This is a genomic window from Gordonia otitidis NBRC 100426 (genome assembly GCF_000248075.1).
In the GTDB taxonomy this organism is placed as follows: domain Bacteria; phylum Actinomycetota; class Actinomycetes; order Mycobacteriales; family Mycobacteriaceae; genus Gordonia; species Gordonia otitidis.
Genome location: NZ_BAFB01000002.1, coordinates 1 through 20,310 on the forward strand (window position 1 = coordinate 1; position 20,310 = coordinate 20,310).

General features: G+C 64.8%; 25 protein-coding genes and 1 tRNA gene. 15 read left to right on the plus strand and 11 right to left on the minus strand.

Features of this window, described 5'->3' with window-relative positions; all coding sequences use genetic code 11:
• The 3 genes from GOOTI_RS00140 to mrf form a co-directional block, all read right to left on the minus strand.
• Positions 1-582, minus strand: a 582-nt coding sequence (locus GOOTI_RS00140) for a DUF222 domain-containing protein (protein WP_138985119.1), incomplete at its 3' end; no start/stop codon positions are given.
• Between the two features lie 254 nt (positions 583-836).
• The gene (locus tag GOOTI_RS00145) at positions 837-1,097 is read right to left on the minus strand and encodes a type B 50S ribosomal protein L31 (RefSeq protein ID WP_007236521.1); all 261 of its coding nucleotides are present in this window, start codon (positions 1,095-1,097) and stop codon (positions 837-839) included.
• Positions 1,094-2,419, minus strand: coding sequence for a ribosome hibernation factor-recruiting GTPase MRF (mrf, locus tag GOOTI_RS00150; protein WP_233425383.1), 1,326 nt, complete (start codon positions 2,417-2,419; stop codon positions 1,094-1,096). Before mrf ends, GOOTI_RS00145 begins: the two co-directional genes overlap by 4 nt.
• 174 nt (positions 2,420-2,593) lie before the next feature.
• On the opposite strand from mrf, the gene rpmB reads away from it, so the two are divergent.
• The 4 genes from rpmB (at position 2,594) to rpsR (ending at position 3,673) form a co-directional block, all read left to right on the plus strand.
• Entirely contained in the window at positions 2,594-2,830 is a 237-nt protein-coding gene (rpmB, locus tag GOOTI_RS00155) for a 50S ribosomal protein L28 (RefSeq protein WP_007236523.1), read from the plus strand.
• Positions 2,830-2,994 carry a 50S ribosomal protein L33 gene (gene rpmG, locus GOOTI_RS00160; RefSeq protein WP_007236524.1) on the plus strand — a complete coding sequence of 55 codons (165 nt, stop codon included), beginning with the start codon at positions 2,830-2,832 and terminating at the stop codon, positions 2,992-2,994. Before rpmB ends, rpmG begins: the two co-directional genes overlap by 1 nt.
• A complete protein-coding gene (rpsN, locus tag GOOTI_RS00165) occupies positions 2,994-3,299 on the plus strand; it encodes a 30S ribosomal protein S14 (RefSeq protein ID WP_007236525.1) in 306 nt (101 codons plus the stop codon). Before rpmG ends, rpsN begins: the two co-directional genes overlap by 1 nt.
• Positions 3,300-3,415: 116 nt before the next feature.
• Positions 3,416-3,673, plus strand: a complete 258-nt coding sequence (rpsR, locus tag GOOTI_RS00170) for a 30S ribosomal protein S18 (protein ID WP_005179663.1) — start codon at positions 3,416-3,418, stop codon at positions 3,671-3,673.
• A 94-nt stretch (positions 3,674-3,767) separates the two neighbouring features.
• On the opposite strand, the gene GOOTI_RS00175 is transcribed toward rpsR, so the two are convergent.
• Positions 3,768-5,627 carry a cation:proton antiporter gene (locus GOOTI_RS00175; protein ID WP_007236526.1) on the minus strand — a complete coding sequence of 620 codons (1,860 nt, stop codon included), beginning with the start codon at positions 5,625-5,627 and terminating at the stop codon, positions 3,768-3,770.
• A gap of 171 nt (positions 5,628-5,798) precedes the next feature.
• On the opposite strand from GOOTI_RS00175, the gene GOOTI_RS00180 reads away from it, so the two are divergent.
• From GOOTI_RS00180 to GOOTI_RS00195, 4 genes are all read left to right on the plus strand, one after another.
• Positions 5,799-6,821 (plus strand): AurF N-oxygenase family protein, encoded by a 1,023-nt coding sequence (locus GOOTI_RS00180; protein ID WP_007236527.1) that lies wholly within the window; start codon positions 5,799-5,801, stop codon positions 6,819-6,821.
• Positions 6,822-6,891: 70 nt separating this feature from the next.
• On the plus strand, positions 6,892-8,406 hold the full coding sequence (locus GOOTI_RS00185; protein WP_007236528.1) for a 4Fe-4S binding protein: 1,515 nt from the start codon (positions 6,892-6,894) through the stop codon (positions 8,404-8,406).
• A 17-nt stretch (positions 8,407-8,423) separates the two neighbouring features.
• The gene (locus GOOTI_RS00190; protein ID WP_007236529.1) at positions 8,424-8,924 is read left to right on the plus strand and encodes a hypothetical protein; all 501 of its coding nucleotides are present in this window, start codon (positions 8,424-8,426) and stop codon (positions 8,922-8,924) included.
• A gap of 206 nt (positions 8,925-9,130) precedes the next feature.
• A complete protein-coding gene (locus GOOTI_RS00195; RefSeq protein WP_007236530.1) occupies positions 9,131-9,946 on the plus strand; it encodes a maleylpyruvate isomerase N-terminal domain-containing protein in 816 nt (271 codons plus the stop codon).
• On the opposite strand, the gene GOOTI_RS00200 is transcribed toward GOOTI_RS00195, so the two are convergent.
• Both GOOTI_RS00200 and GOOTI_RS00205 read right to left on the minus strand, forming a co-directional pair.
• On the minus strand, positions 9,918-11,411 hold the full coding sequence (locus GOOTI_RS00200; RefSeq protein ID WP_007236531.1) for a DEAD/DEAH box helicase: 1,494 nt from the start codon (positions 11,409-11,411) through the stop codon (positions 9,918-9,920). The two genes, GOOTI_RS00195 and GOOTI_RS00200, sit on opposite strands and share 29 nt — an antisense overlap.
• 283 nt (positions 11,412-11,694) lie before the next feature.
• Positions 11,695-12,345, minus strand: a complete 651-nt coding sequence (locus GOOTI_RS00205; RefSeq protein WP_233425382.1) for a helix-turn-helix domain-containing protein — start codon at positions 12,343-12,345, stop codon at positions 11,695-11,697.
• An 18-nt stretch (positions 12,346-12,363) separates the two neighbouring features.
• Here GOOTI_RS00205 and GOOTI_RS00210 point away from each other — a divergent pair, with 18 nt between their 5' ends.
• Positions 12,364-13,248 (plus strand): AzlC family ABC transporter permease, encoded by an 885-nt coding sequence (locus GOOTI_RS00210; RefSeq protein WP_007236533.1) that lies wholly within the window; start codon positions 12,364-12,366, stop codon positions 13,246-13,248.
• Positions 13,245-13,568 (plus strand): AzlD domain-containing protein, encoded by a 324-nt coding sequence (locus GOOTI_RS00215; protein ID WP_007236534.1) that lies wholly within the window; start codon positions 13,245-13,247, stop codon positions 13,566-13,568. The genes GOOTI_RS00210 and GOOTI_RS00215 overlap by 4 nt, the downstream gene beginning before the upstream one ends.
• A gap of 20 nt (positions 13,569-13,588) precedes the next feature.
• Here GOOTI_RS00215 and GOOTI_RS00220 read toward each other — a convergent pair whose 3' ends face one another.
• Positions 13,589-14,143: a hypothetical protein gene (locus tag GOOTI_RS00220; protein ID WP_007236535.1), complete on the minus strand. Its 555-nt coding sequence runs from the start codon at positions 14,141-14,143 to the stop codon at positions 13,589-13,591.
• 250 nt (positions 14,144-14,393) lie between these two features.
• Here GOOTI_RS00220 and GOOTI_RS00225 point away from each other — a divergent pair, with 250 nt between their 5' ends.
• The 3 genes from GOOTI_RS00225 (at position 14,394) to GOOTI_RS24885 (ending at position 15,928) form a co-directional block, all read left to right on the plus strand.
• Positions 14,394-14,630, plus strand: a complete 237-nt coding sequence (locus GOOTI_RS00225; RefSeq protein WP_138985121.1) for a hypothetical protein — start codon at positions 14,394-14,396, stop codon at positions 14,628-14,630.
• 26 nt (positions 14,631-14,656) lie between these two features.
• A complete protein-coding gene (locus GOOTI_RS27360; protein WP_505674581.1) occupies positions 14,657-14,821 on the plus strand; it encodes a winged helix-turn-helix domain-containing protein in 165 nt (54 codons plus the stop codon).
• A gap of 117 nt (positions 14,822-14,938) precedes the next feature.
• Complete coding sequence (locus GOOTI_RS24885) at positions 14,939-15,928, plus strand: GTP pyrophosphokinase (RefSeq protein ID WP_007236536.1); 990 nt, start codon at positions 14,939-14,941, stop codon at positions 15,926-15,928.
• Between the two features lie 754 nt (positions 15,929-16,682).
• Here GOOTI_RS24885 and GOOTI_RS00235 read toward each other — a convergent pair.
• Positions 16,683-16,758: transfer RNA gene (locus GOOTI_RS00235), tRNA-Ala, on the minus strand.
• A gap of 121 nt (positions 16,759-16,879) precedes the next feature.
• Between GOOTI_RS00235 and GOOTI_RS00240 the strand changes: the two genes are divergently transcribed.
• Positions 16,880-17,662 carry a hypothetical protein gene (locus tag GOOTI_RS00240; protein WP_007236537.1) on the plus strand — a complete coding sequence of 261 codons (783 nt, stop codon included), beginning with the start codon at positions 16,880-16,882 and terminating at the stop codon, positions 17,660-17,662.
• On the opposite strand, the gene GOOTI_RS00245 is transcribed toward GOOTI_RS00240, so the two are convergent.
• On the minus strand, positions 17,619-19,070 hold the full coding sequence (locus GOOTI_RS00245; RefSeq protein WP_007236538.1) for a SepX/GlpR family protein: 1,452 nt from the start codon (positions 19,068-19,070) through the stop codon (positions 17,619-17,621). The two genes, GOOTI_RS00240 and GOOTI_RS00245, sit on opposite strands and share 44 nt — an antisense overlap.
• Before the next feature lie 171 nt (positions 19,071-19,241).
• Between GOOTI_RS00245 and GOOTI_RS25925 the strand changes: the two genes are divergently transcribed.
• On the plus strand, positions 19,242-19,394 hold the full coding sequence (locus tag GOOTI_RS25925) for a hypothetical protein (protein ID WP_007236539.1): 153 nt from the start codon (positions 19,242-19,244) through the stop codon (positions 19,392-19,394).
• On the opposite strand, the gene GOOTI_RS00250 is transcribed toward GOOTI_RS25925, so the two are convergent.
• Complete coding sequence (locus tag GOOTI_RS00250) at positions 19,391-20,071, minus strand: SIMPL domain-containing protein (RefSeq protein WP_007236540.1); 681 nt, start codon at positions 20,069-20,071, stop codon at positions 19,391-19,393. The two genes, GOOTI_RS25925 and GOOTI_RS00250, sit on opposite strands and share 4 nt — an antisense overlap.
• Positions 20,072-20,099: 28 nt before the next feature.
• On the minus strand, positions 20,100-20,310 hold a 211-nt coding region (locus GOOTI_RS00255), incomplete at its 5' end, for a GNAT family N-acetyltransferase (RefSeq protein ID WP_007236541.1).

Consider the following 20,310-nt stretch of genomic DNA (forward strand, 5'->3'; position numbering starts at 1 on the left):
ACGTGCCCGATCCTTCCCGTCGGTGACCGTGCCGTCCGGATCCAGATGTGCCATCAACCGGGTACCCAGATTGGTGATCTCCTTCGGCGTGAACTGCACCCCATAACCGGCCATCTGCGCCTTAGCTGCGGCACGCACGTCGGCCGGGACCTGATGCGGGATCTGATCGAGTACTTCGAGCACCGCCCGTGCGCGAGCGGGTGCAATCAGCCCCTGCCCCCAGTGACGCGCCAACGTCGGACACTGCGGATCGCCTTTCTCACCCACAATCGAGGTGAACGAGCCGGTTGCTGCGATGAGTCGATGTCGCGCCGCCGGGTCGCCGACACCCAGCCGGTGGGCGAGGAAGTCCCGCACATCGCGGTACCCGAGCGAGCGCGGCAGATTGCGATCCGACGCCTCCACCACCAACCGATCAGTCACCGCCGCCGCCGTCCTGCGTGCCAACCGTTCAGCCACCTGCGCCGCCTCCACCACACCCGCATCCGAGAGTTGCGACACCTCAACGGCTGCCAACTCATCAACCACCGACGCCAACCGCGACAACACACCCGCCAACCGAGCATCAGCTGACCCCACCACCGCAGAACCCAACCCAGCATCATCCAACAACGAAGGCGCACAATCACTCTTGGAATCATCCGGGTGACCGTCCGGACCGTCATGGCCAGCACGCACGCGTCCTCACCCCCAAGAACTTCCGCAGTCGCGTCGAATCGATCGTTCGAATATGTGTTCTATACTACCCGACGAATCGGACACTGTCGACCGCTCGGAAAGACTCACGCAATGATGCACGCAGACTCCTCAGAAGTCAGTTACGTTGTCTGCCAGCACTATCCGCGGTAACTCCCACGCCCCGCATACTTACGACGAAAGCGTTCGACCCGCCCTTCGGTGTCGACGACGCGGGCGGTGCCGGTCCACAGCGGGTGTGAATCACTCGTGATGTCGACGATGATCAACGGATAGCGCAGGCCGTCAGTCCATTCCACGGTCTGCGTCGACGTCGCAGTCGATCGCGAGAGGAACTGCGTACCCGTCGAGGCGTCGCGAAAGACAACGGCGTGATAGTCGGGATGAGTATCTGGTTTCATGAGTGATCCTCTTTCTCGGAGTCGATGTCATTTCCGTCGTGCGCGGTGCCGTCGGAGTCGAGCCGGTCGGCGATCGACAGCAGCCCGGGTTCGGGCAGCACGCTGTCCGCACAGGGATCCTCGTGCCAGGTCCCGAACGGGTCGGCATAGGAGTTCCAGGCGCTCAGACCCGCCGACATCTCGGCGTCGGTGAGCGTGGCGGCGGTCAGCTCCTGCACGATCTCGGTGACGTCCGCGCGGTGCGCAAGAATCGTCAACGCGCTGTGCCGATCGCCGAATCGTTCATCCCACCTCATCGCTGCGTGGGCGAGGCGCTCCGGATCGACTTCGGCGCGCTCGTCGGCCGACATCGCCGCAAGCCACCGCCCCGCCTCCTCGACATGCAGTGCCCCGCCCGCGGATTCCAGCCAGAACACCTCGTCGGACCGGCTGGCCAACCAGAGGCGACCGCGTGAACAGATCACGCCTTCGAGCAGGTGATCGAGCGCGTCGTGCAGACGTGTGGGATGGAACGGTCGATCGCTTTCGAACAACGCGAGCGTCACACCGCATTCGGTGGTCAACGGCGGTGCGCCACGCAGCAGTGGATCGTGTGGTCCGAAGACCGCTCCCCGACGGGCGCTCGAACCGATCGCCCTCAGCAACTGCATCACGACAGTCGGCCTGATCGGTCGCTGGGGTAGTTCCATCACGATCGGCGCGCCAGGTGCGAGACGACGCAGCACCTCCATCAATCGCGCCGACGACCACGCATCGCGAAACATCGGATCGGCGCCCGCGAGTACCAGCGCGTCCGCGAACGCGACCTGCCCGACCGCCACCTGGGCAAGCGTCCGCTCGTCGTCGACGTCGGCAACCCCCGCCTCCCCGAGTGTGACGTCGCCACTCGCAGCATCGAGCCAGTCCGACTCCGAGACGCATGCGATCGTCGCGTCCACGACCACGTCATCGCCTGCCGGAGCGTCGAGAAAGCCCGGCATGTCGGAGCAGACGACATGCTCGATCGACCAGCACAGTGCCTCCGGCTCGATGAGCGGATCGAGCTGCAGCACAATGCGTTCGACCGTCGTCCGTTGATGCAGGCGCCGCAGCAGCGGAAGAAGATCGATACGCAGCGTGCACGAGACGCAGCCGTGCTCCAGCGAGATCTCACGGATGTCACAGTGCTCGACGCCGTCGAAGTCGATCGAGCGCATCGTGCGCAACACCCGTCCGCTCGGCAGGGACGACAGATCGTGGTGGACCAGTGTGGTGCCTGCCATCGCGAGCGCATCGGTGGTCCGCGCCACCGCATCCCTGTCGAGTCCAGTGACCAGCGTCAGCGGCGTACGCGGTCTCGACGGCGCCTGTTCGCGGCGTCGACCACCAGTTGAATTGGCGTGCACGATCATCTCCTCACCGACTTGATTGTTGGCAATGATTTCCATTTAGCGTCAGGTCACGATAGCGTGGAATACCGCACTAATGCCAATCGTTTCCAACAAGGAGGTTGTGTCGTGGCCGCACGATGTCAGGTCACCGGGAGAGCACCGGGATTCGGCAAGCAGGTGTCGCACTCACACCGAAGGACCTCACGCCGCTGGAACCCCAACATCCAGCGACGCCGCTACTACCTGCCCAGCGAACGCCGGTTCGTGACGCTCGACGTGAGCGCCAAGGGCATCAAGACCATCGACCACAAGGGCATCGAGGCCGTGGTCGCACAGATTCGCGCACGAGGAGAGAAAGTCTGATGGCTCGCAACGAGATCCGCCCCATAGTCAAACTCCGGTCGACGGCCGGAACCGGGTACACCTATGTCACCCGCAAGAACCGTCGCAACGATCCCGACCGCATGGTGATCCGCAAGTACGACCCGATCGCCAAGCAACACACCGAATTCCGCGAGGATCGCTGATGGCCAAGAAGTCCAAGATCATCCGCAACGAACAGCGCCGCGAGACAGTGGCCCGCTTCGCCGAACGACGGGCTGCACTCAAGCGGACCATCGTCGACGCCGCCGCGACGCCCGAGCAACGCGCTCAGGCCCAGCGTGATCTGCAGGCGCTTCCCCGCAACGCCAGTCCGACGCGGGTCCGCAACCGCGACGTCGTGGACGGACGACCACGCGGCTACGTGGGTAAGGCAGGCGTATCGCGGGTCCGGTTCCGTGAACTCGCCCATCGCGGCGAACTACCGGGCATCCACAAGTCGAGTTGGTGAGTACCGTCGAGGGTGTGCGACGCCGACATCCGGTGTCGTCGCCCCGAGGGTGACACCCCGAGCGTTCTCGACGACAGTCCACAGAAACAACGGTTCACAACGAAGGATTCGAGCAGATGGCGAAGCGAACACCGCGCCGTCCTCGGCCTGGTGCCGACACCAAGCCGAAGCAGACGCGCAACCAACTCAACGCACTCGGCGTGACCGAGGTCGACTACAAAGACGTCAACCTGCTGCGCAAGTTCTTGTCCGATCGCGGCAAGATCCGCAGTCGACGGGTCACGGGTCTGACCCCGCAGCAGCAGCGCCAGGTGGCCACGGCCATCCGCAACGCGCGTGAGATGGCACTGCTGCCGTTCATTTCCCGACGCTGACTTTGCGACACGGCTGAATCTTCGGTTCCGGTTGCCCACAGGTGCGGTATCCGCGCGTCTGGGCAACCGGAACATTCGGCGAGCCGCGCCTGCCTCACGAACCCCGCTGCATGTCGAGGCTGATCTCCTCGGCATCGAGTTGCCCGAGCGCGCGGCTCAGCGCCGATGAGCTGTAGGCGCCCTGACTGCGCAACCTCAGCAATCTCTTGCGTTGGGCCGCGATGATCTCGCGGCGCATCCTGCGGATCTGGACCCGCTCCTCGAAACTCAGCCCGTACGGCGTACTCGCGCCCCCGGGGACCACACCGGCCGCCGCGGCCCCGGAACCTCCGGGCGCGTCATCGGGATCGGTCACCGCGTCGGCCTCTGCGTCCTCGTCCGCCTCGCGACTGGCCTGCTCGAGGCGCGGACGCAACCACGGAATCTGCCTGACCGTGTCGGACTCGCTCATCACCTGCTGCGCCGTCGCGTCGAGTTCGGCACGGAGTCGGCGGCGCTCGGCGAGTATCTCCTCGGAGTTGTTGCTGATCCGCAGTGTTCGGATCAGCCAGGGCAACGTACCTCCCTGGATGAGCAGCGACGCCGCAGCCACGACGAACGCCACCAGCACCAACAACGGCCGACCGGGAGTGTCGAGCGGCAACGTCTGAGCTGCCGCGACCGTGACGACACCCCGCATGCCGGCCCACACGATGATCGTCGACTCCTTGGGTCCGAGTGGCGCCTCGGCGTAATAGTCGATGTCGGCGAGCGTGCGCGTGATCCGCGAATTGATTCGTGCGGCGGTGTCGGTCGAGACCGGTGGCAATTCACCGTTGGCGAGCCTGGTCGCGTCGCGGGTTCGTCGACGCCGAAAAGCTCTCCGCCACCACTGGCGGCTGCGCCGCTCCTGCCCGCGATCGACGTCGTCGCTCGGTGTCACGGTGAAATCGGCGAGCATGGGCCGTATCCGGTCGCCCCGCCGTCGCTTCCGGTCGAGCCACCACGCCAGCGGAACCACGTAGAGGGCGCGCACCACCAGCACGACGCCGAGGACCGCCAGACCGATCCACACGGCGTTGGGCACGCCCTCGTGGTCGTTGTGTACGTCCGACATGAGCGTGAACAGTTCGAGGCCCATCAGCAGGAAGACCGCACCCTCGGCGATCAGTTCGACGACACGCCAGTTCTGCATGTCGGAGATCCGGTGCTGTGGAGTGAGGAACCGCACGGCGCCCGCGCCGGTGATCAGTCCCGCCGTCACCGCGGCCACGAGTCCTGATGCACCGATCGCTTCGGCGGGAACGTACGCGATGTAGGGAACGGTGAACGAGATGACCGTGTTCGCCGTCGCGTCACGCATCCGCGAGCGCACCCACAGATTCGCCACGCCGACCGCCGCACCGATCGCCACGGCACCGGCGACCGCCCACGCGAAGTTCAGTGCGACGCCCCAGAACGAGATCGTGGTGGCTGTGGCCGCGATGGCCGCACGGAGAAGCACCAGCGCAGAGGCGTCGTTGAACATGCTCTCGCCCTCGAGGACCGCGACGACCCGCGGCGGTACACCCATCCGTTTGGCGATCGACGTCGCCACGGCATCTGTGGGACTGACGATCGCGCCGAGCGCGACGCCGGTGGCCAGCGTGACCCCGGGGATCACCAGCGTGATGAACCATCCGACGACCAGCGCGGAGATGATCACCAACACCACCGACAAGGTGGAGATCGCGGTGAAGTCGCGGCGGAAGTCCATGGTCGGCATACCGATCGCCGCCGAGTACAGCAGCGGCGGTAGCACTCCGACGAGGATCCACTCCGGGTCGACGTGAAAAGCCGGTACGAACGGCATGATGCCGATGACCGCGCCGACGAACACCAATACCAACGGAGCCGGAACGCGGATGCGCGGGGCGAGGTCGGTGACGAGCGCGATGAACAGGACTGCTGCGACGACGATCAGCAGTTTTTCCATGTCAGATCTCGCCTCCTCACGTACTCGCCGCCACAATCCCATCCATGATTGTGCCATTGAGTATTGACAACATATTCGTGCCGCTTTACCGTCGAAAGCCTACGACGTGGTGCGGCCCACACGTCACGTCAGCGGCCGAGACGACCACCAACTGTGCGGAAGGCGACAGCCATGACGAAGGCATTGAGGTACACCCCGAGCGAGTCCACTTCGCCGGATAAGAGCCCTCCGGGACTCCGCCGCGCCGAGTACGAGGTCGTCCTCGACGACCTCTCATCGGCGTCGGTGCACCGCAACTTCGACCCCTACCTCGACATCGACTGGGATGCTCCCGAGATGGCCGTCGTCGCCGACGATCCGCGCTGGGTGCTCAACTACGAGGTCGATCCGATCGGGCGTCATCCCTGGTATCAGCAGCAGCCTCTGGAGAAGCAGATCCGCATCGGGATGTGGCGGCAGGCGAACGTCGCCAAGGTCGGGCTGCAGTTCGAGTCCATCCTGATCCGCGGACTGATGCAGTACAGCTTCAAACTCCCCAACGGCGCCAAGGAGTTCCGCTACACGACGCACGAATCGAAAGAAGAGTGCAACCACACGCTGATGTTCCAGGAACTGGTCAATCGGATCGGCATGGATGTGCCGGGGGCCAAGCTCGGCTACCGACTGATCTCCCCGCTCGTACCGCTCGTCTCGACGACATTTCCCACCGTCTTCTTCTTCGGCATCCTCGGCGGCGAGGAGCCGATCGACCACCTGCAGAAGGATTTCCTGCGCATGCGGTCCGACCTGCACCCGGCGATGGCCGCCGTCATGCAGCTACACGTCGCCGAAGAGGCGCGACACATCTCCTTCGCACACCACCACCTGCGCGAGAACGTCGCGCGCAAGGGACGGTTCCAACGCTTCGTGCTCTCACTGATGTTCCCGCTGGCGATGCGCATCCTGCTGGGCGCGATCATGGTCCCGCCTCGCAGCTTCATGCGTGAGTTCGACGTCCCGCGCGAGGTCATGCGCGACATCTTCTGGCGTGCGGAGTCGTCGAAGCGTGTGCGTCGCAACGTCTTCGGCGATGTCCGCATGCTTGCCGAGCAGTGCGGCCTGATGAACCCGGTTTCGCGCATGACGTGGCGGGCGCTGGGGATCTCGGGCCGGTCATCGCGGTTCCGCAGCGAACCGACCTACACCGCGGCCTGACCGCCGACCACCTCGAAGCCGACCACCTCGACGCCACCGCCGTTGACGACACCGAGAGCACCCGCCACCCATGCCCCACGTCGTGACCGAGTCGTGCTGCGGCGACGCCTCGTGCGTCTACGCATGTCCGGTCAACTGCATCCATCCGACCCCCGACGAGCCCGACTTCGGAACCTCGGAGATGCTCTACATCGACCCGTCGACCTGCGTCGATTGCGGCGCATGTGTCAGCGCGTGCCCCGTCGGTGCGATCGCTCCGTCGCATCGCATTCCCGCGGGTCAGGAGCGTTTCGCCGACATCAACGCACTCGCCTATGCCGCTGATGGAGAGTTCGGCCTCACCGATGCGCGGTTCCCCGTGAACCCGGTACAGCGACTCCCGCTCGCACCGATCGAGCATCCACGGGCGCTGGCGGCCGACGAGCAGGTGTCAGTGGGCATCGTGGGTTCGGGGCCGTCGGCCATGTACGCCGCCGACGACCTGCTGCGACACAGCGCAGTGTCGGTGACGATCTACGAGCGGCTCCGGGCGCCGTTCGGCCTCGCACGCTACGGCGTCGCCCCTGATCACACACGCACTCGCCGCGTCATGAGCCTGTTCGACGACATCGCGCGCCATCCGCGCGTCGAGATCCTGCTCGACACCGAGATCGGCCGCGACCTCCCCCTCGACGACCTCCGCGCGCGACATCACGCGGTGATCTGGGCTGGCGGCGCCCCGACGGATCGTCGACTCGAGATCGAGAACGTCGATGCGCCTGGCGTCGGGTCGGCCACGTCATTCGTCGGGTGGTACAACGGCCACCCCGACTTCGCGGCGCTGCGCCCCGACCTCTCGCACCGCGCGGCGGCCGTCGTCGGCAACGGCAATGTCGCCTTCGACGTCGCCCGCATCCTGGCCAAGGACCCGGCGGATCTCGTCGGCACGTCGATCGCACCGCACGCACTCGACGCGCTGCGGTCGTCGTCGATCGAGCAGATCACCGTCCTCGGACGCCGCGGACCCGCACATGCGGCCTTCACGCTGCCCGAACTCGTCGGACTCGTCGACGACGGCGTGCGGGTGGTCACCGACCCCGAGGACCTCGTGGGCACTCGTGACCTCGACGTCGACCCGATCACGCGTACGAAGCTGGATCTCCTCGCCGAAGTCGCCACCACCGAGCCGGTATCGGGCCGCCATATCCGACTCGCGTTCCACCGGACGCCGCAGTCCGTGTCCGTCGACGACTCCGGTGCCGCGAATGGACTCGTGGTGTCACGCCCGGATGGCGGCGTCGCCACGCTGCCCGCCAGCCTGATCCTCACCTCGGTCGGTTACCGCGGACGACCAGTCGCGGGGCTACCGTTCGACGCCTCGCGCGGCGTGATCCCGAACGAGGCGGGCTGCGTCGTCGACGACGGACGTCGTGTTCCGGGCATGTACGTGACCGGGTGGATCAAGCGCGGGCCGTCTGGCTTCATCGGCACCAACAAGACCGATTCCGGGGAGACCGTGGCATCGCTGCTGGTCGATCTCGAGGCCGGTCGTCTCCCGAGACCTGCGCGCAGGCGCCGCGTAACGCTCCTCCGCACCGGGCGCTGACCGGTAGATTCGCGGGTATGAGTCCCACGAAACCCACTCAACAGGCCGAATACGACCGCACGACGACCGAGGCCACTCTGCCGCTACTCGCGACGGAGATGCGCCTCGGACTCCGCGAGTACGTGAAGGACGAGGGACTCGAACTCGACGACCGGTCTCCGGCGTGGGTGACGCGCAGTTCACAGTCGGTGCAGCCGGGACCGCTGGCAGCGCCGAGTGCGGAACCCGACACCGACGACACCGATTTCGGCACGTTGGTGGTGGTGACCCCCACCCATCTGATCGTCGAGGTGGTGGGGTCGAGCAAAGGTGTCGTCGTGACGTCGGTGCCATTGGCTCGGGCATCACTGTCGCCGACCGACACACTCCCGACCGACCCGGCCGCACGCGCATTCACGGTGTCCGGATTCCCCGACGACGGCCCACTCGGAAACGTGTGCCACATCGGGCTCGGTCCCGAGTCGGAAGCCGATGACTGCTTCGCGACGGTCCGTGCGGCGATTCTGGGAGCCGCTTAACAGTTCGTCGCAAGCCGCGCCGCGATTTGGTGTTCTTCCCAAAGAACGCGTTGAGCTGCGGTTTCAGTGATCGCCAGTCGAGACCGTCGGTATCTGAATCGACACAATGTCACAATTCGGTTTCCTACGTTCGAATGACCCCGCTTGGGCATCGCATGGACATGCAGCCCCGAGTATCGTCATCCCGCGATGGGGGTGGCCTGGGGATGAGCAACACACTTTCACGCTTTGCCTATGTCGACGCTGCACGTACGACGGCCCAGAGTTTCGTCGACCTCGTGTGCAGCATCGACAATCCGGACATATCACTGAGCAGGCGCTCGACGTGGACTGTCGCCGAGTGCGTCGGACATGTGGCCAGTGAGCCGGCGCGCTACCTCGACCTGGCCAGCGGTGCGGCCGCGTGGCCGAGTCGGCCTTCGGATCTCAAAGACATCTACGCCAAGCAGATCGCCAACCTCACTACGCGTGACGTCCGCAAACTTGCCGACAGACTGCTCGACGACCTCGAGGAGTTGCTGCATCTGGTCAGCCACTTTGGCGCGCGGGTGCCGGTCATGGCCGTCGAGGGTGATCGTCGCGGCGTTCGCGCCGACTCCGCACTCGGCATCCTGATCGGCAAGATGACCGTCCACGGACACGACATCGCGCGGGCCGTCGGGACACACTGGGATCTCGATCCCGACATCGCACCGCTCGTCGCTCGGGGTCGACACCAACTCTTGCCTTGTTGGATCGATCACCTCACAGAGCCTTCGCCCGACGCCACCTACGAGGTCCGCTTTCGCGGCACCGACGAACGCTTCGTCTACCAGTTCACCGACGGACATTTGGAGATCAATCCCGGCGAGCACGCCGACCCCGACCTGTACGTCAGCGTCAAGCCGGCGGCGGGCGTACTCATCGGCTACGGCCGTTTGTCACCCATTCGCGCTCTGCTGACGGGGCGAGCCATGGCCTGGGGTCCCAGTCCATGGCTCGCGACTCACCTGGTCAAGCGGTTCGCGCCGCTTGATTCGTGACACGACCACCGCGCTGCTGACCGCGTCCCTGCATGTTGGAACCCTGCTGTCCACGCGACTGACCGCCGCGTCCCTGACCCGAGCTGCGTTGGCCCGAGCCGCGTGCACCCGAGCCGTTTCGGCCCGAGCTCTCGTGTCCTGAACCGCGCTGGTCCGAGCCGCGCGAGCTCTGCTGGCCGCGTGCATCGCGCTGGCCGCTGCCACGGCGGCGCGACCCGCTCGAGCCGGGACGGCCGCGTCCACCCGCAGCACCCTGCCGGGGTCGCCCTGCCGGACGAACGGGCTCTGCCGTGGGCTCGACGCGCTCGGCTCGCTCGCCGACCAAAGAGTCGACCTCCGACGACGCCGGGCGCACCCGGACGGGCTTGACCTTGATGGCCGCCTTGCCGAGCAGTCCCGCAACGTCGCGACGCTGATCGGGCAGGCACAGGGTCACGACATCACCGGCGTTGCCCGCACGTGCTGTACGGCCTGAGCGGTGCAGATATGCCTTGTGCTCTGCAGGCGGGTCGACGTGGACGACGAGCTCGATGTCGTCGACGTGCACACCGCGCGCAGCGACGTCGGTCGCCACGAGCACGCGCACGCCACCCTCTCCGAATGCCTTGAGGTTGCGATCGCGCTGCGGCTGAGAGAGGTTGCCGTGCAGATCGACGGCGGGGATGCCGTCGGCCGTCAGCTTCTTCGCGAGTTTGCGAGCCTGATGCTTGGTACGTGTGAACAGGATTCGACGTCCCGCTCCCGAGGCGAGCTCGGCGACCATGGCGTTCTTGTCGGCGTGCTCGATCTCGAAGACGTGGTGGGTCATGGCCTCGACGGGCGAGGTGGCCTCATCGACCGAGTGCATCGTCGGATTGTGGAGGAAGCGCTTGGCCAGCTTGTCGACACCGCGGTCGAGAGTGGCGGAGAAGAGCATCCGCTGACCGTCGGACGGCGTCGCTGCGAGGATTCGCGTGACACCGGGAAGGAAGCCGAGGTCCGCCATGTGATCGGCCTCGTCGATGACCGTGATCTCGACGTTGTCGAGACGCACGATGCGTTGCTGCATCAGGTCTTCGAGACGACCGGGGCATGCGACGACGATGTCGACGCCGCGCCCGAGTGCCTGCTCCTGACGTGCCTGCTTCACTCCACCGAAGATGGTGGTGACCGTGAGGCCGACCGCCTTCGCGAGCGGCTCGACCGCCGTGGCGATCTGCGTCGCGAGTTCGCGAGTCGGGGCGAGGATCAGTCCGGTGGGCGCACCAGGGACACGGTCGACGTCGAGCTCGGCGAGCCCGGCAACGAGCGGGATCGAAAACGCAAGTGTCTTACCGGAACCGGTACGGCCACGACCGAGCACGTCACCGCCGTCGAGAGTGGCGGGCAGCGTGTCGACCTGGATGGGGAATGCCTCGGACTTTCCGTCCGCGACAAGTACTTTCACGATCTCGGCGGGGACACCGAGTTCGGCAAATCTGGTCATTGAGGTATCTCTCTAATGCTCAACAGCACTCGAGGACCCGTTGGGCCGGTGTGCTGTGGTGGCGAAATCGCGGGTGCGCGAAGTCGTTTCGCCGTATGAAGTCAAAGAGCGGAGGTCGACCCCTATTTGTGTCGGGGGACCCGCCGCGAGAATTGCGATCTACGACGCGTCGGCGATGCCGTGGCATGCCAATAGCTACACCGTACGCGACCATCGACAATGCGGTCGAATCAAGGTGAGCACGCTCACGTCCCGGTCCGCCCCGATTGGCGCCCGTCGGACCTCAGAAAGCCTCGCTGACCAGCACCGCGAACGTCCCGGGCTCGAGGGCGTCGAAGACGTGGTCGGCGTCGCCGGGATAGGAGATGAAGTCGCCGGGGGCGAGTTCGACGGGGTCGTCGGTCGGACCGACCAGCGCCCGACCGGCACAGAGCACGACATGCTCGACCACGCCGCGCGCATGGGGTCGCGACACCTTCGCCTCCCCCGGTTCGGCGCGCAGCAAGAAGATGTCGCGCCGCGAGGACGGGGACGCCGCCGACAGGAGCGTCGAAATGTACTCGGCTGTCGCGGAGGGAATGGCCGGGCCGTCGCCGAACCTGATCACCTCAACACGACGCGGTGGAGTGTCGACGAGATCGGAGAACGTGAGGCCGAGCGCCTCACTCAACGCCCACACCGTCTCGATGCTGGGGTTGCCAAGACCCTGCTCGAGCTGCGACAACGTGGATTTTCCGATGCCTGCCCGACGCGCGAGCTCGCCGATCGAGAGCCCGACGCGGGCGCGCTCTCGCTTCAGTGCCGCGGCGATGATCGCCGTCGGACCCGATGACGCGGCGTCGACGGGCACATCTCCGCCGGCGCGGCCGAGATGGTCGGCGCGATCATCGTTCGACGAATCGTCCGGGTGTTCATCTTGACGAACAGGTGTCATGTGTCCATTATATTGTTCATGCGTTCGTCATGGGAAACACTCGGCTATGACACGCTGCGGAGCGTCGCAGTGATGTCGCTATCGGTGTTCGTCATCGGGTGCTCCTACGGAGTGGCCGGACACAGCGCCGGTCTGAGCTGGTGGCAGATCCTGACCATCGCCTGCGTCGTGATGGCGGGATCGAGTGAGTTCGTCTTCGTCGGCATCCTCGCCACCGGTGGGCTGCCGATCGTCGGCGCGCTCGCCGGGCTGCTCGTCAACACCCGAAACCTCGGGTACGGACTGTCCGTCGGACCGTATCTCGGCTCGGGCGTGCGCCGCCTGATCGGTGCGCACATGGTGAACGACGAGACCGCGGCCCTGACCGCAGCAGCCCCCAACGCCGAACAGGGGCGGGCGGCTTTCCTCTGGTGCGGCATCGGGGTTCTGGTGTCGTGGCCCGCCGGCTCAGCTGTGGGTTCTGCTGCGGGACAGATCATCTCGAGTCCCGAAACGCTCGGACTCGACGCCGCGTTCCCCGCACTTCTCGGCGCACTCGCGATCTCGGCCCTGCGGGCCCACCGATCCGAGCGCGGGAGCCTCGGCGCCTCCCTGATCGTCGGCGCGGTGATCGCCGTTGCCGCAACGCCTTACGTTCCGTCGGGAGTACCGGTACTGCTGGCTCTCGCAGGCCTCCTCGCCGGCGCGCGACTCCCCCGCCGCGACCCCGCCGAGCGTGCGCTCCCTGCCGCCGACTGTGCGGACCAGACCGCCGACCGTGCGGCCCAGACCGCCGACCGTGCACTCCCTGCCGCCGACCGTGCGCCCCGGACCGCCGACCGTGCGCTCCCTGCCGCCGACCGTGCGGCCTGGTCCACCGAGAGTCGCGTTCGGGCAACAGATTCAGCAGTGAGCGCCCCATGACGCACGGCACGCAACTCTTCATCGCCGTCGCGGTGTTGGCCGCGGGCACCTACGCCCTGCGGCTCGCCGGACCCCTGCTGCGTTCGCGAATCACGGTGTCGGACAGAGTACGTTCGGTCATCGACCGCGCGGCTCTGGTCCTACTCGTCGCCGTCGCCGCGACCGGAGCACTGTACGCCGGGCAGGATCTCGCCGGGTGGGCACGTCCGGCGGGGGTCGCGGCCGGAGTGATCGCCGCTGCACTCAAGGCACCTCTGATCGTCGTCATCCTGCTGGCTGCGGGAGTTGCGGCGGGGCTGCGTGCCGCAGGGATCTCCTGAGTTTGGTCGTCACGTCGACTTCACCCCAACATGACGGGTAACCGCCACAAGGGTGCGTGCGGCTCCAACTGCCACTGACGCACTGCATTCAGACGGATGATGCGCGTGGTCCCGAGAATCAACAGGCCGGCCAAGGGGAGCTCCGCCAAGAACGCCGTGAGCAGTGACACCCACCGGTCGTCCGGTGCGGCGGTCATGATGTCGAACCAGGCATCGCAGATGAGCAGCACCCCGGTGGTGAAACCCGCGAGCACCAGCAATTGCCTGCGCATGATGCCCAGGACCGCGGTCGCCGCCATCATCGCGACCAGCAGAACGTCGAAGCCGATCCACGTGACCGACCAGTTGTGCGCCACGTAATCGACGGGAAGCGTGAACCCCAGGAACACGATCCACGGGATCAGCGCGATCGCCCCGCCGGCCATCAGCCCGATACGCACCGCACGCAGACGGTTCACGACGACCGGACTAGGCGCGACGTCGTCGAGCGGCCGCGACAGTCTGGCGATCAACGCTCGACGTTCGTCGACGGTGAGTCCCGCAATCACGTCGTCGGACAAGACACTCTGCGTCATGGCAATCGTCTCCCTGCGTGCACGGTCCAGTCTTACCCTTCCGCGCAGGAAAGCTGCACGCTCCGGGATGGACTGAGCCGTGCGGGAGACCGCCAATTGTGACTACACGTCTGGGAGGTGACTCCTGCCAGACCCGAGAACTGCGCCGCCTGAGCTGTCTGTGGTGGAGGCAATCCGAAGGAATTACTAAACTACGTAGCCTTCGCCCCCACTCTGAAAATGAGGACGGCGGTGGCGGCGGCGCATCGAGGTGTCGGCGTCGGCATTGAAAGGGATGTCTTCAGGTGACCCGACGGCCGAGATGCGCTTGATGATGCGCAATCAGAACGCGGCGCGGGATGTGCTGCGTGATGTCAGCATTGCGTATTGCCGACAACTCCGACCAAGGGCTCGACTGATGGTGGTGAACGCGTGGTATACGCCGCTGGCGCCGATTATCGGGCGGGATGACGATGTCGTGGTGTCGACGACCGGCACACCACGCTGATGTCGGTCTTCCAGTGGAGTTAATCACTGCTCGACGAGTCCGAGCGCATCCTGCTCCGCAGGCTCTCATTGTTCGTTGGCGGTTTCGACATCGACGCGGCGGCGGGTGTGCTGGCCGCGGCCGGATGTCCAGTCGACGACGTAGAAGATGCGCTGGCCAGACTAGTGGAGCAGTCGTGGGCGCTGGCGTGACCGCTGCGTGGCGTGACACCCCCCCTCAACCGAAGCAGGTCACGGAGAGAGGCCGGAAGATTACAACCTCGTCCCGAATCTGCCTGACGAGTATGGCTGCGAAGTAAGATTCTCGGCATGATGAGCCTCGACGATCTAGTAAACGATCTATACGACGCTAAAGAGGACTCTTGGGAGGCGGCGCGCCGGAATGCTGAGACTTTTGTCAGGCAAGCGACTCGATTGGCCGACCCAGACGACCGCTACCTTTACTCCGTAACGTCAAGAATTAAGCGACCTGAACGCGCTCTTCAAAAGATCGAAATGAAAATTGACAAGAAATCACTGAAACGACCTACCGACCTAACCAGTGTCGAGAATTCTATCAGCGATTGGGTCGGCGTAAAGGTTGCTTGTAACACCACCGCAGATGCCAAGTCTCTAATTAGCATTATCGAAGAAAACTGCGGTAAAGCAAACTATCCAGAGTTTTCAAAGAATGGCGACGGCAGTAACGATATTGTAGACTACATAAATAATCCGAAAGACTCGGGATATCGCGCCTATCATGCCGTGGTGCTTTTTCATAGCTTTGTTGATGCTAAGTTATGTAACGTGCGAGCCGAGATTCAAATTAAGTCTCGCCTACAGGACGCTTGGGGTGAACTCACACACGACACATCTTATAAATCGAATGACAACAACACTGTTGAATCACACGCTGCCACCGCAAAAAGCATGGCGGAAATGCTGGTTGCCGTCGACAAACTCGCTACAGACCTAGCCAGGGAAGTTACCTACGATGCCGCCCCTCCGGGAGATACAGGTTCCCCTACGGAAAAAGAGGACGAGAATCACGACGACGAACGGGAACAGCAGGAGATTGTAACTGTATTCCATCTAGATAAGCGGTATGCACTTGCGCGCGACGAATCTGGTGAGGTCGGGTTGATTCGCGCTCTTTGGGTTCGCGACCTCCTAGCTGACGACGGTACGATTGAGCCAAATGAACGGATTGATGTTGACGACCATCTCGAAATAGGTCAGCAACTGCTCGTGGACGCCTTTGAGGATAACGACAATTTGTTTTTCGATCCGGTCAGTCTCGAGCATCCTAGTGATAGGTAGCCAAACTCCGACGATCGGAACCCCGATCTGGACCGTTAGGCCGCTCGTTCCGAAATGAGTAAATAGTCGTCGCGTCGAATGTCGCTGCTCCTGGTAACGATCGTCGCACTAACCTACGTGGACTTAAATCTGTCGCGCTGGCACTGCTCCCACAAGGTCACGCCAGAGGTCGGCTCGCGGTAGGCCGGTGCAGTCAGATGGCGGACGCACGCCTCGCATAGCGCGATCGACCCAATGTGCCTTTGTGGTCGACCCGGAAGAAGTCATCGCTGACGCGCTGGACCGCCACAGAACACGCGAGTTGGCACAAGTATTGCGCCCCCTTCGGCATTTCGGCACTAGATATTGTGCCGATCGTTCTATTTGTGTACTGGCGCGGGTATCAGCTCGCGGTCGAGTCCGAAGCGGAAGAAGGTGAAACAAACGGCTAGCAACAAGACTTGCAATCCTCTGGGGGGCGGTAGCAGTTCGAAGGGCACAAGCGCCCGGAGCGCCATCACCGGCAGGTACGTGAAGCCGTCTACGGCGGCACGTCACGCATCACCGTATTCGAGCGTAGGAAGTGACGTCAGGTGGTGAGGTAGTCATCTTTCTTGGGGAACACCTGCCTCGAAGTAAACACATCAGCCCTCGTCACTCAGGCGGAGCGGATGTGATTCCAAAAGCGCGCTCTCGCTATGCCCTCGGGATCCTGGCGCGGATACGACGAGACCCCCTTGCTCCTACTCCATCGCAGGTAGAGGGGGTCTCTTGGTGGTGGAGCTAAGGGGAATCGAACCCCTGACCTACTCGATGCGAACGAGTCGCGCTACCAACTGCGCCATAGCCCCTGGTGATCACTGCGTGACCAGCCGTAGGACACTCTAGCAGTCGGCGCGGGGAAGGTCACAAACGCCTCGTCGACGTGGCAGCAGACGTGGATCGAACCGACTTTCGGTTAGGCTGCAATCCGTGGCCACGATGTCCGATACAGAACTCGCAACTGCCCTCAACCGCGCGATCGGCATCATCAATCCGATCCTCGACGCACTCGCCACGTCGGATCCGCTGGGTATCAAGGCCAGCACCTTCGACGACGACCCGCAGGAGCGTTCCCGGCTCGACAAGCTTCGCCACGTCGTCGCACACGGCCTTGACGTGGCCGATTGGCCGGGCACCCACGGATGGTCGGAGCTGTCGCTGGAGCAGCGCGCCAAGTGGTGGGTCAATCGCATCGGGGCGCTCAACACCGTCGCCGTCTCCTACCCTGGCGTCTTCGGTGCGTGGGCGAAAGCGCTACCACTGACCAGCGCGCTCGGCTACGCCAATCAGGCCATCGTCCTCACCGCGGTCGCCCGCGAGTACGGGGTCACCGACCGCAATGATCAGGTGCACCTCCTGGCGTCAGTCCTCAGCGACAGAGAACTGAGTGCGGACGCGGCGGCAGACACCGATCCGTTCGCAGACGAGTCGTCGGGAAAGAAGCGTCGCGGGTGGTCGGTGATCAGTGGATTGTGGGAGGTCGCGCAGATCCTGCGGAAGCTCAACGACGAACTCGATCGTCGACCCGGACCACCCAAGCTCCTCGGAATGCTCAGTTACATCCCGGTCGTCGGCGCGCCTATCACCTACGTGGGCGAGAGATTTGCGCTCCGCCGTGCGGTTGCTGACACCACCAAGTGGATCAAGAACCACCCTGATGCGATCAGCGTCAGCCAGCAGCAGCCCGACGGAAGTCGTCGTCCTCACGCATGACCCGACGCCGCTGGAACGGCGGGATGTGATCGAAGATCGGGTCCTCGTCGTCGATCTCGACGACAACGGCACCGCCCGGCCTCCGCATCTGGGGTGCCGGTTCGACCACCGGGACGAACTGCGGTGCAGACATCTCGCGGCGTCGACGTTCTTCGTCCTGGCGGCGTTGGCGCGCCATACGGGCCGCACGCTGCGCGCGTAGCCGCTGCTCATTGCGGACAGCGCTGCGCAGGTACGCGAGGTAGGCCGCCAGCATCACGACGGTGACACCCGTCGCGACCCAGCCGACCGGCCCGAGAACGACGCCGAGCACGATAGCGACGAGCACGAGTGTCAGCAGCGCGATGGCCACCCGCTGACGCTCGCGGTACCGGATCTTCCTGTCTCGTTCCTCGAATGAGGTCCCCGAGCGCCTAGCATCGCGTGTGCGGCCACGGTTGACGGGCTTCGCAACCTCCGGTTCGGCTGCAGCAGCGGGCTTTTCGCGCGGCTTGGCATTCTCGTAGCCGTCGACGTCGTCGAGGAAGTCGTCGTCTGCGTCATCCTCGAGGTCGTCGCCGTAGTCGGCGTCATCGTAATCAGCGTCGTCGTCGAACTCATCGACGTCGTCCTCTGCGTCGTACTCGTCGACCGCGTCATATTCGTCGTCGGAGTACTCGTCCTCGAAATCGTCGTCGTACTCCTCATCGAGGTCGTCGTCATACTCGTCATCGGCCTCGTATTCGTCATCGGCCTCGTACTCGTCCTCGAGTTCCGCGCTGTCATCGCGGTTGTCGACGTCGTGCTCGACGTCCGAGTCGCCTTGGAGCTCAGCGTCGTCGGAGTCCGTGTCTGTGGTGTCACTGCTGTCGTCGGCATCGATTTCGACATCGACGACATCGTCCGCCGAGTCGGAAACGTCGTCGACATCCTCGGAGTCGATGAGTTCACCGGTTACCGCGACGTCATCCGATTCGTCGGCATCGTCGAGGTCGGCATCGCGATCGTCGACGTCGGTCTCGCCTTCCGCCGCTGAATCCGCCGTTGGCGCGTGCACTCTGGCACCTGTCGCTCGCTTGATGGTTGCGCGGCGGGAGGTCGGGGCGTCGTCGGACTCGATCGTCAAGTCATCCACCTCGGTCTCATCCACCCCGGTCTCATCGGCGTCGGTCTCGTCCAGAACGGCCGTCGCAGTGCGGGTCGTCGAACGCGATGAGCGCCTCGACGTCCATGAGGGGTCGTGTGGGTGTGCACCCGCGGAGCGTCGCGACGTCGCCGACCGTGCTTTGGTTCCGCCACGGTGCAGCAGCCGCGTCATACGTGCCGCTTCGGTCGACTTGCGCATCTGGGGCCGACCCTTGATGACCATGGGGACGAGGACGAAAAGCCACACCACGACGAGGCAGACCCACAGCACGGAGTTCGGCATTCGACCTCTCCCTTCACTGACTCTGGTTACACCGGACCACCCAACAATTTAGGTGCGGATCCCGCGCGAACTGCGCAGACGCGCCGGACGCCGGGCAGATTGCCCTGATTCATACGGCTTTCTCAGCCAGCGCGCCGCGGTGCCGTCAACGGGGAACCCGGTGCCCTCGGCGTGAAACCCGGTGCCGCCGACGCGGAAACCGATGCCGTCGACGCGGAACCCGGTGCCGCCGACGGGGAACCCGGTGCCGCCGACGGGGAACCCGGTGCCGCCGACGCGAAACCCGGTGCCCTCGCCGCGAAACCCGATGCCCCGGAGCCCTAACCGGCGACGAAGCGCGCGTCGACGGAGACGGCGATGTGAATGTCCTCGGCCCGCAGTTCGAGAGTCGGCGCGGCACCGCCCGCGGCGGGCGCACCGGTAACCATCATGCGACTCATCGGTTCAGCCGAGTTCGAGAGCATGTCCGGGTCGGCGAGTTGGATCGCCCGCACCGGTCCACGACCGACCGCGTCGGCGTAGGCCTGTGCTTTGGCGACGGCATCGTCGACGGCCTGCCGACGGAGATCCCTTTCGTGCTCGAGCCGCCCCTCGTCGGTGACGTCCCAGCGCACACCGCCGACATCGACTCCCTCGACGGTGGCCCACGTGTCGATGAACGTGCCCAGCTCGTCGAAGTCGACGAACTCGGTTCGCACACGGATTTGCGTGACGTACAGCAACTCTCGCGGCTTCCCCTTGGGGTCGACAGGGCGGTACGACCACACGTGCACCGACTCGCTGTGCCACTTCGACACCGCTCCCCGCTCGTCCAGGTCTGTCAGCGACTCGGCGATCCGCGCCTGTACCTCCACGGCGTCGGTGTACACCGTCTCGCGGTCGGGGCCGGAGAAGTCGACCGACAGCGACAGCAACGCACGCTCGGGCGGGTAGCTGCCGCGAGCGTTGCCGCGAACCACGATCTCCAGTAATTCCGACGCACCACGTGTTGACTCGGCCATACCGTGACCCTACCCAGGCGGGCGGCGGCTACAGGAAGCTCGCGCGTCCGGACCGCACCAGGCGCTCCACCGCGCCCTCCGGGATCTCTTCGGCGGTCAGCGCGAACAGGATGTGATCGCGCCAGCGCTTGTTGACGTCCATGTAGCGTTCGAGAAGACCTTCACGCCGGAAGCCCAGCTTGGTCAGCACCGCCTGCGACGCCGCATTCGACGGCTGGACGGTGGCCTCGAGGCGATGC

Excerpts from the sequence above, each read along its gene's own strand:
- GOOTI_RS00145 (WP_007236521.1), bottom strand. The coding sequence starts at position 1,097 with ATGAAACCAGATACTCATCCCGACTATCACGCCGTTGTCTTTCGCGAC.
- rpmG (WP_007236524.1), top strand. The coding sequence starts at position 2,830 with ATGGCTCGCAACGAGATCCGCCCCATAGTCAAACTCCGGTCGACGGCC.
- rpsN (WP_007236525.1), top strand. The coding sequence starts at position 2,994 with ATGGCCAAGAAGTCCAAGATCATCCGCAACGAACAGCGCCGCGAGACA.
- rpsR (WP_005179663.1), top strand. The coding sequence starts at position 3,416 with ATGGCGAAGCGAACACCGCGCCGTCCTCGGCCTGGTGCCGACACCAAG.
- GOOTI_RS00175 (WP_007236526.1), bottom strand. The coding sequence starts at position 5,627 with ATGGAAAAACTGCTGATCGTCGTCGCAGCAGTCCTGTTCATCGCGCTC.
- GOOTI_RS00180 (WP_007236527.1), top strand. The coding sequence starts at position 5,799 with ATGACGAAGGCATTGAGGTACACCCCGAGCGAGTCCACTTCGCCGGAT.
- GOOTI_RS00185 (WP_007236528.1), top strand. The coding sequence starts at position 6,892 with ATGCCCCACGTCGTGACCGAGTCGTGCTGCGGCGACGCCTCGTGCGTC.
- GOOTI_RS00190 (WP_007236529.1), top strand. The coding sequence starts at position 8,424 with ATGAGTCCCACGAAACCCACTCAACAGGCCGAATACGACCGCACGACG.
- GOOTI_RS00195 (WP_007236530.1), top strand. The coding sequence starts at position 9,131 with ATGAGCAACACACTTTCACGCTTTGCCTATGTCGACGCTGCACGTACG.
- GOOTI_RS00200 (WP_007236531.1), bottom strand. The coding sequence starts at position 11,411 with ATGACCAGATTTGCCGAACTCGGTGTCCCCGCCGAGATCGTGAAAGTA.
- GOOTI_RS00205 (WP_233425382.1), bottom strand. The coding sequence starts at position 12,345 with ATGACACCTGTTCGTCAAGATGAACACCCGGACGATTCGTCGAACGAT.
- GOOTI_RS00210 (WP_007236533.1), top strand. The coding sequence starts at position 12,364 with ATGCGTTCGTCATGGGAAACACTCGGCTATGACACGCTGCGGAGCGTC.
- GOOTI_RS00215 (WP_007236534.1), top strand. The coding sequence starts at position 13,245 with ATGACGCACGGCACGCAACTCTTCATCGCCGTCGCGGTGTTGGCCGCG.
- GOOTI_RS00220 (WP_007236535.1), bottom strand. The coding sequence starts at position 14,143 with ATGACGCAGAGTGTCTTGTCCGACGACGTGATTGCGGGACTCACCGTC.
- GOOTI_RS24885 (WP_007236536.1), top strand. The coding sequence starts at position 14,939 with ATGATGAGCCTCGACGATCTAGTAAACGATCTATACGACGCTAAAGAG.
- GOOTI_RS00245 (WP_007236538.1), bottom strand. The coding sequence starts at position 19,070 with ATGCCGAACTCCGTGCTGTGGGTCTGCCTCGTCGTGGTGTGGCTTTTC.
- GOOTI_RS00250 (WP_007236540.1), bottom strand. The coding sequence starts at position 20,071 with ATGGCCGAGTCAACACGTGGTGCGTCGGAATTACTGGAGATCGTGGTT.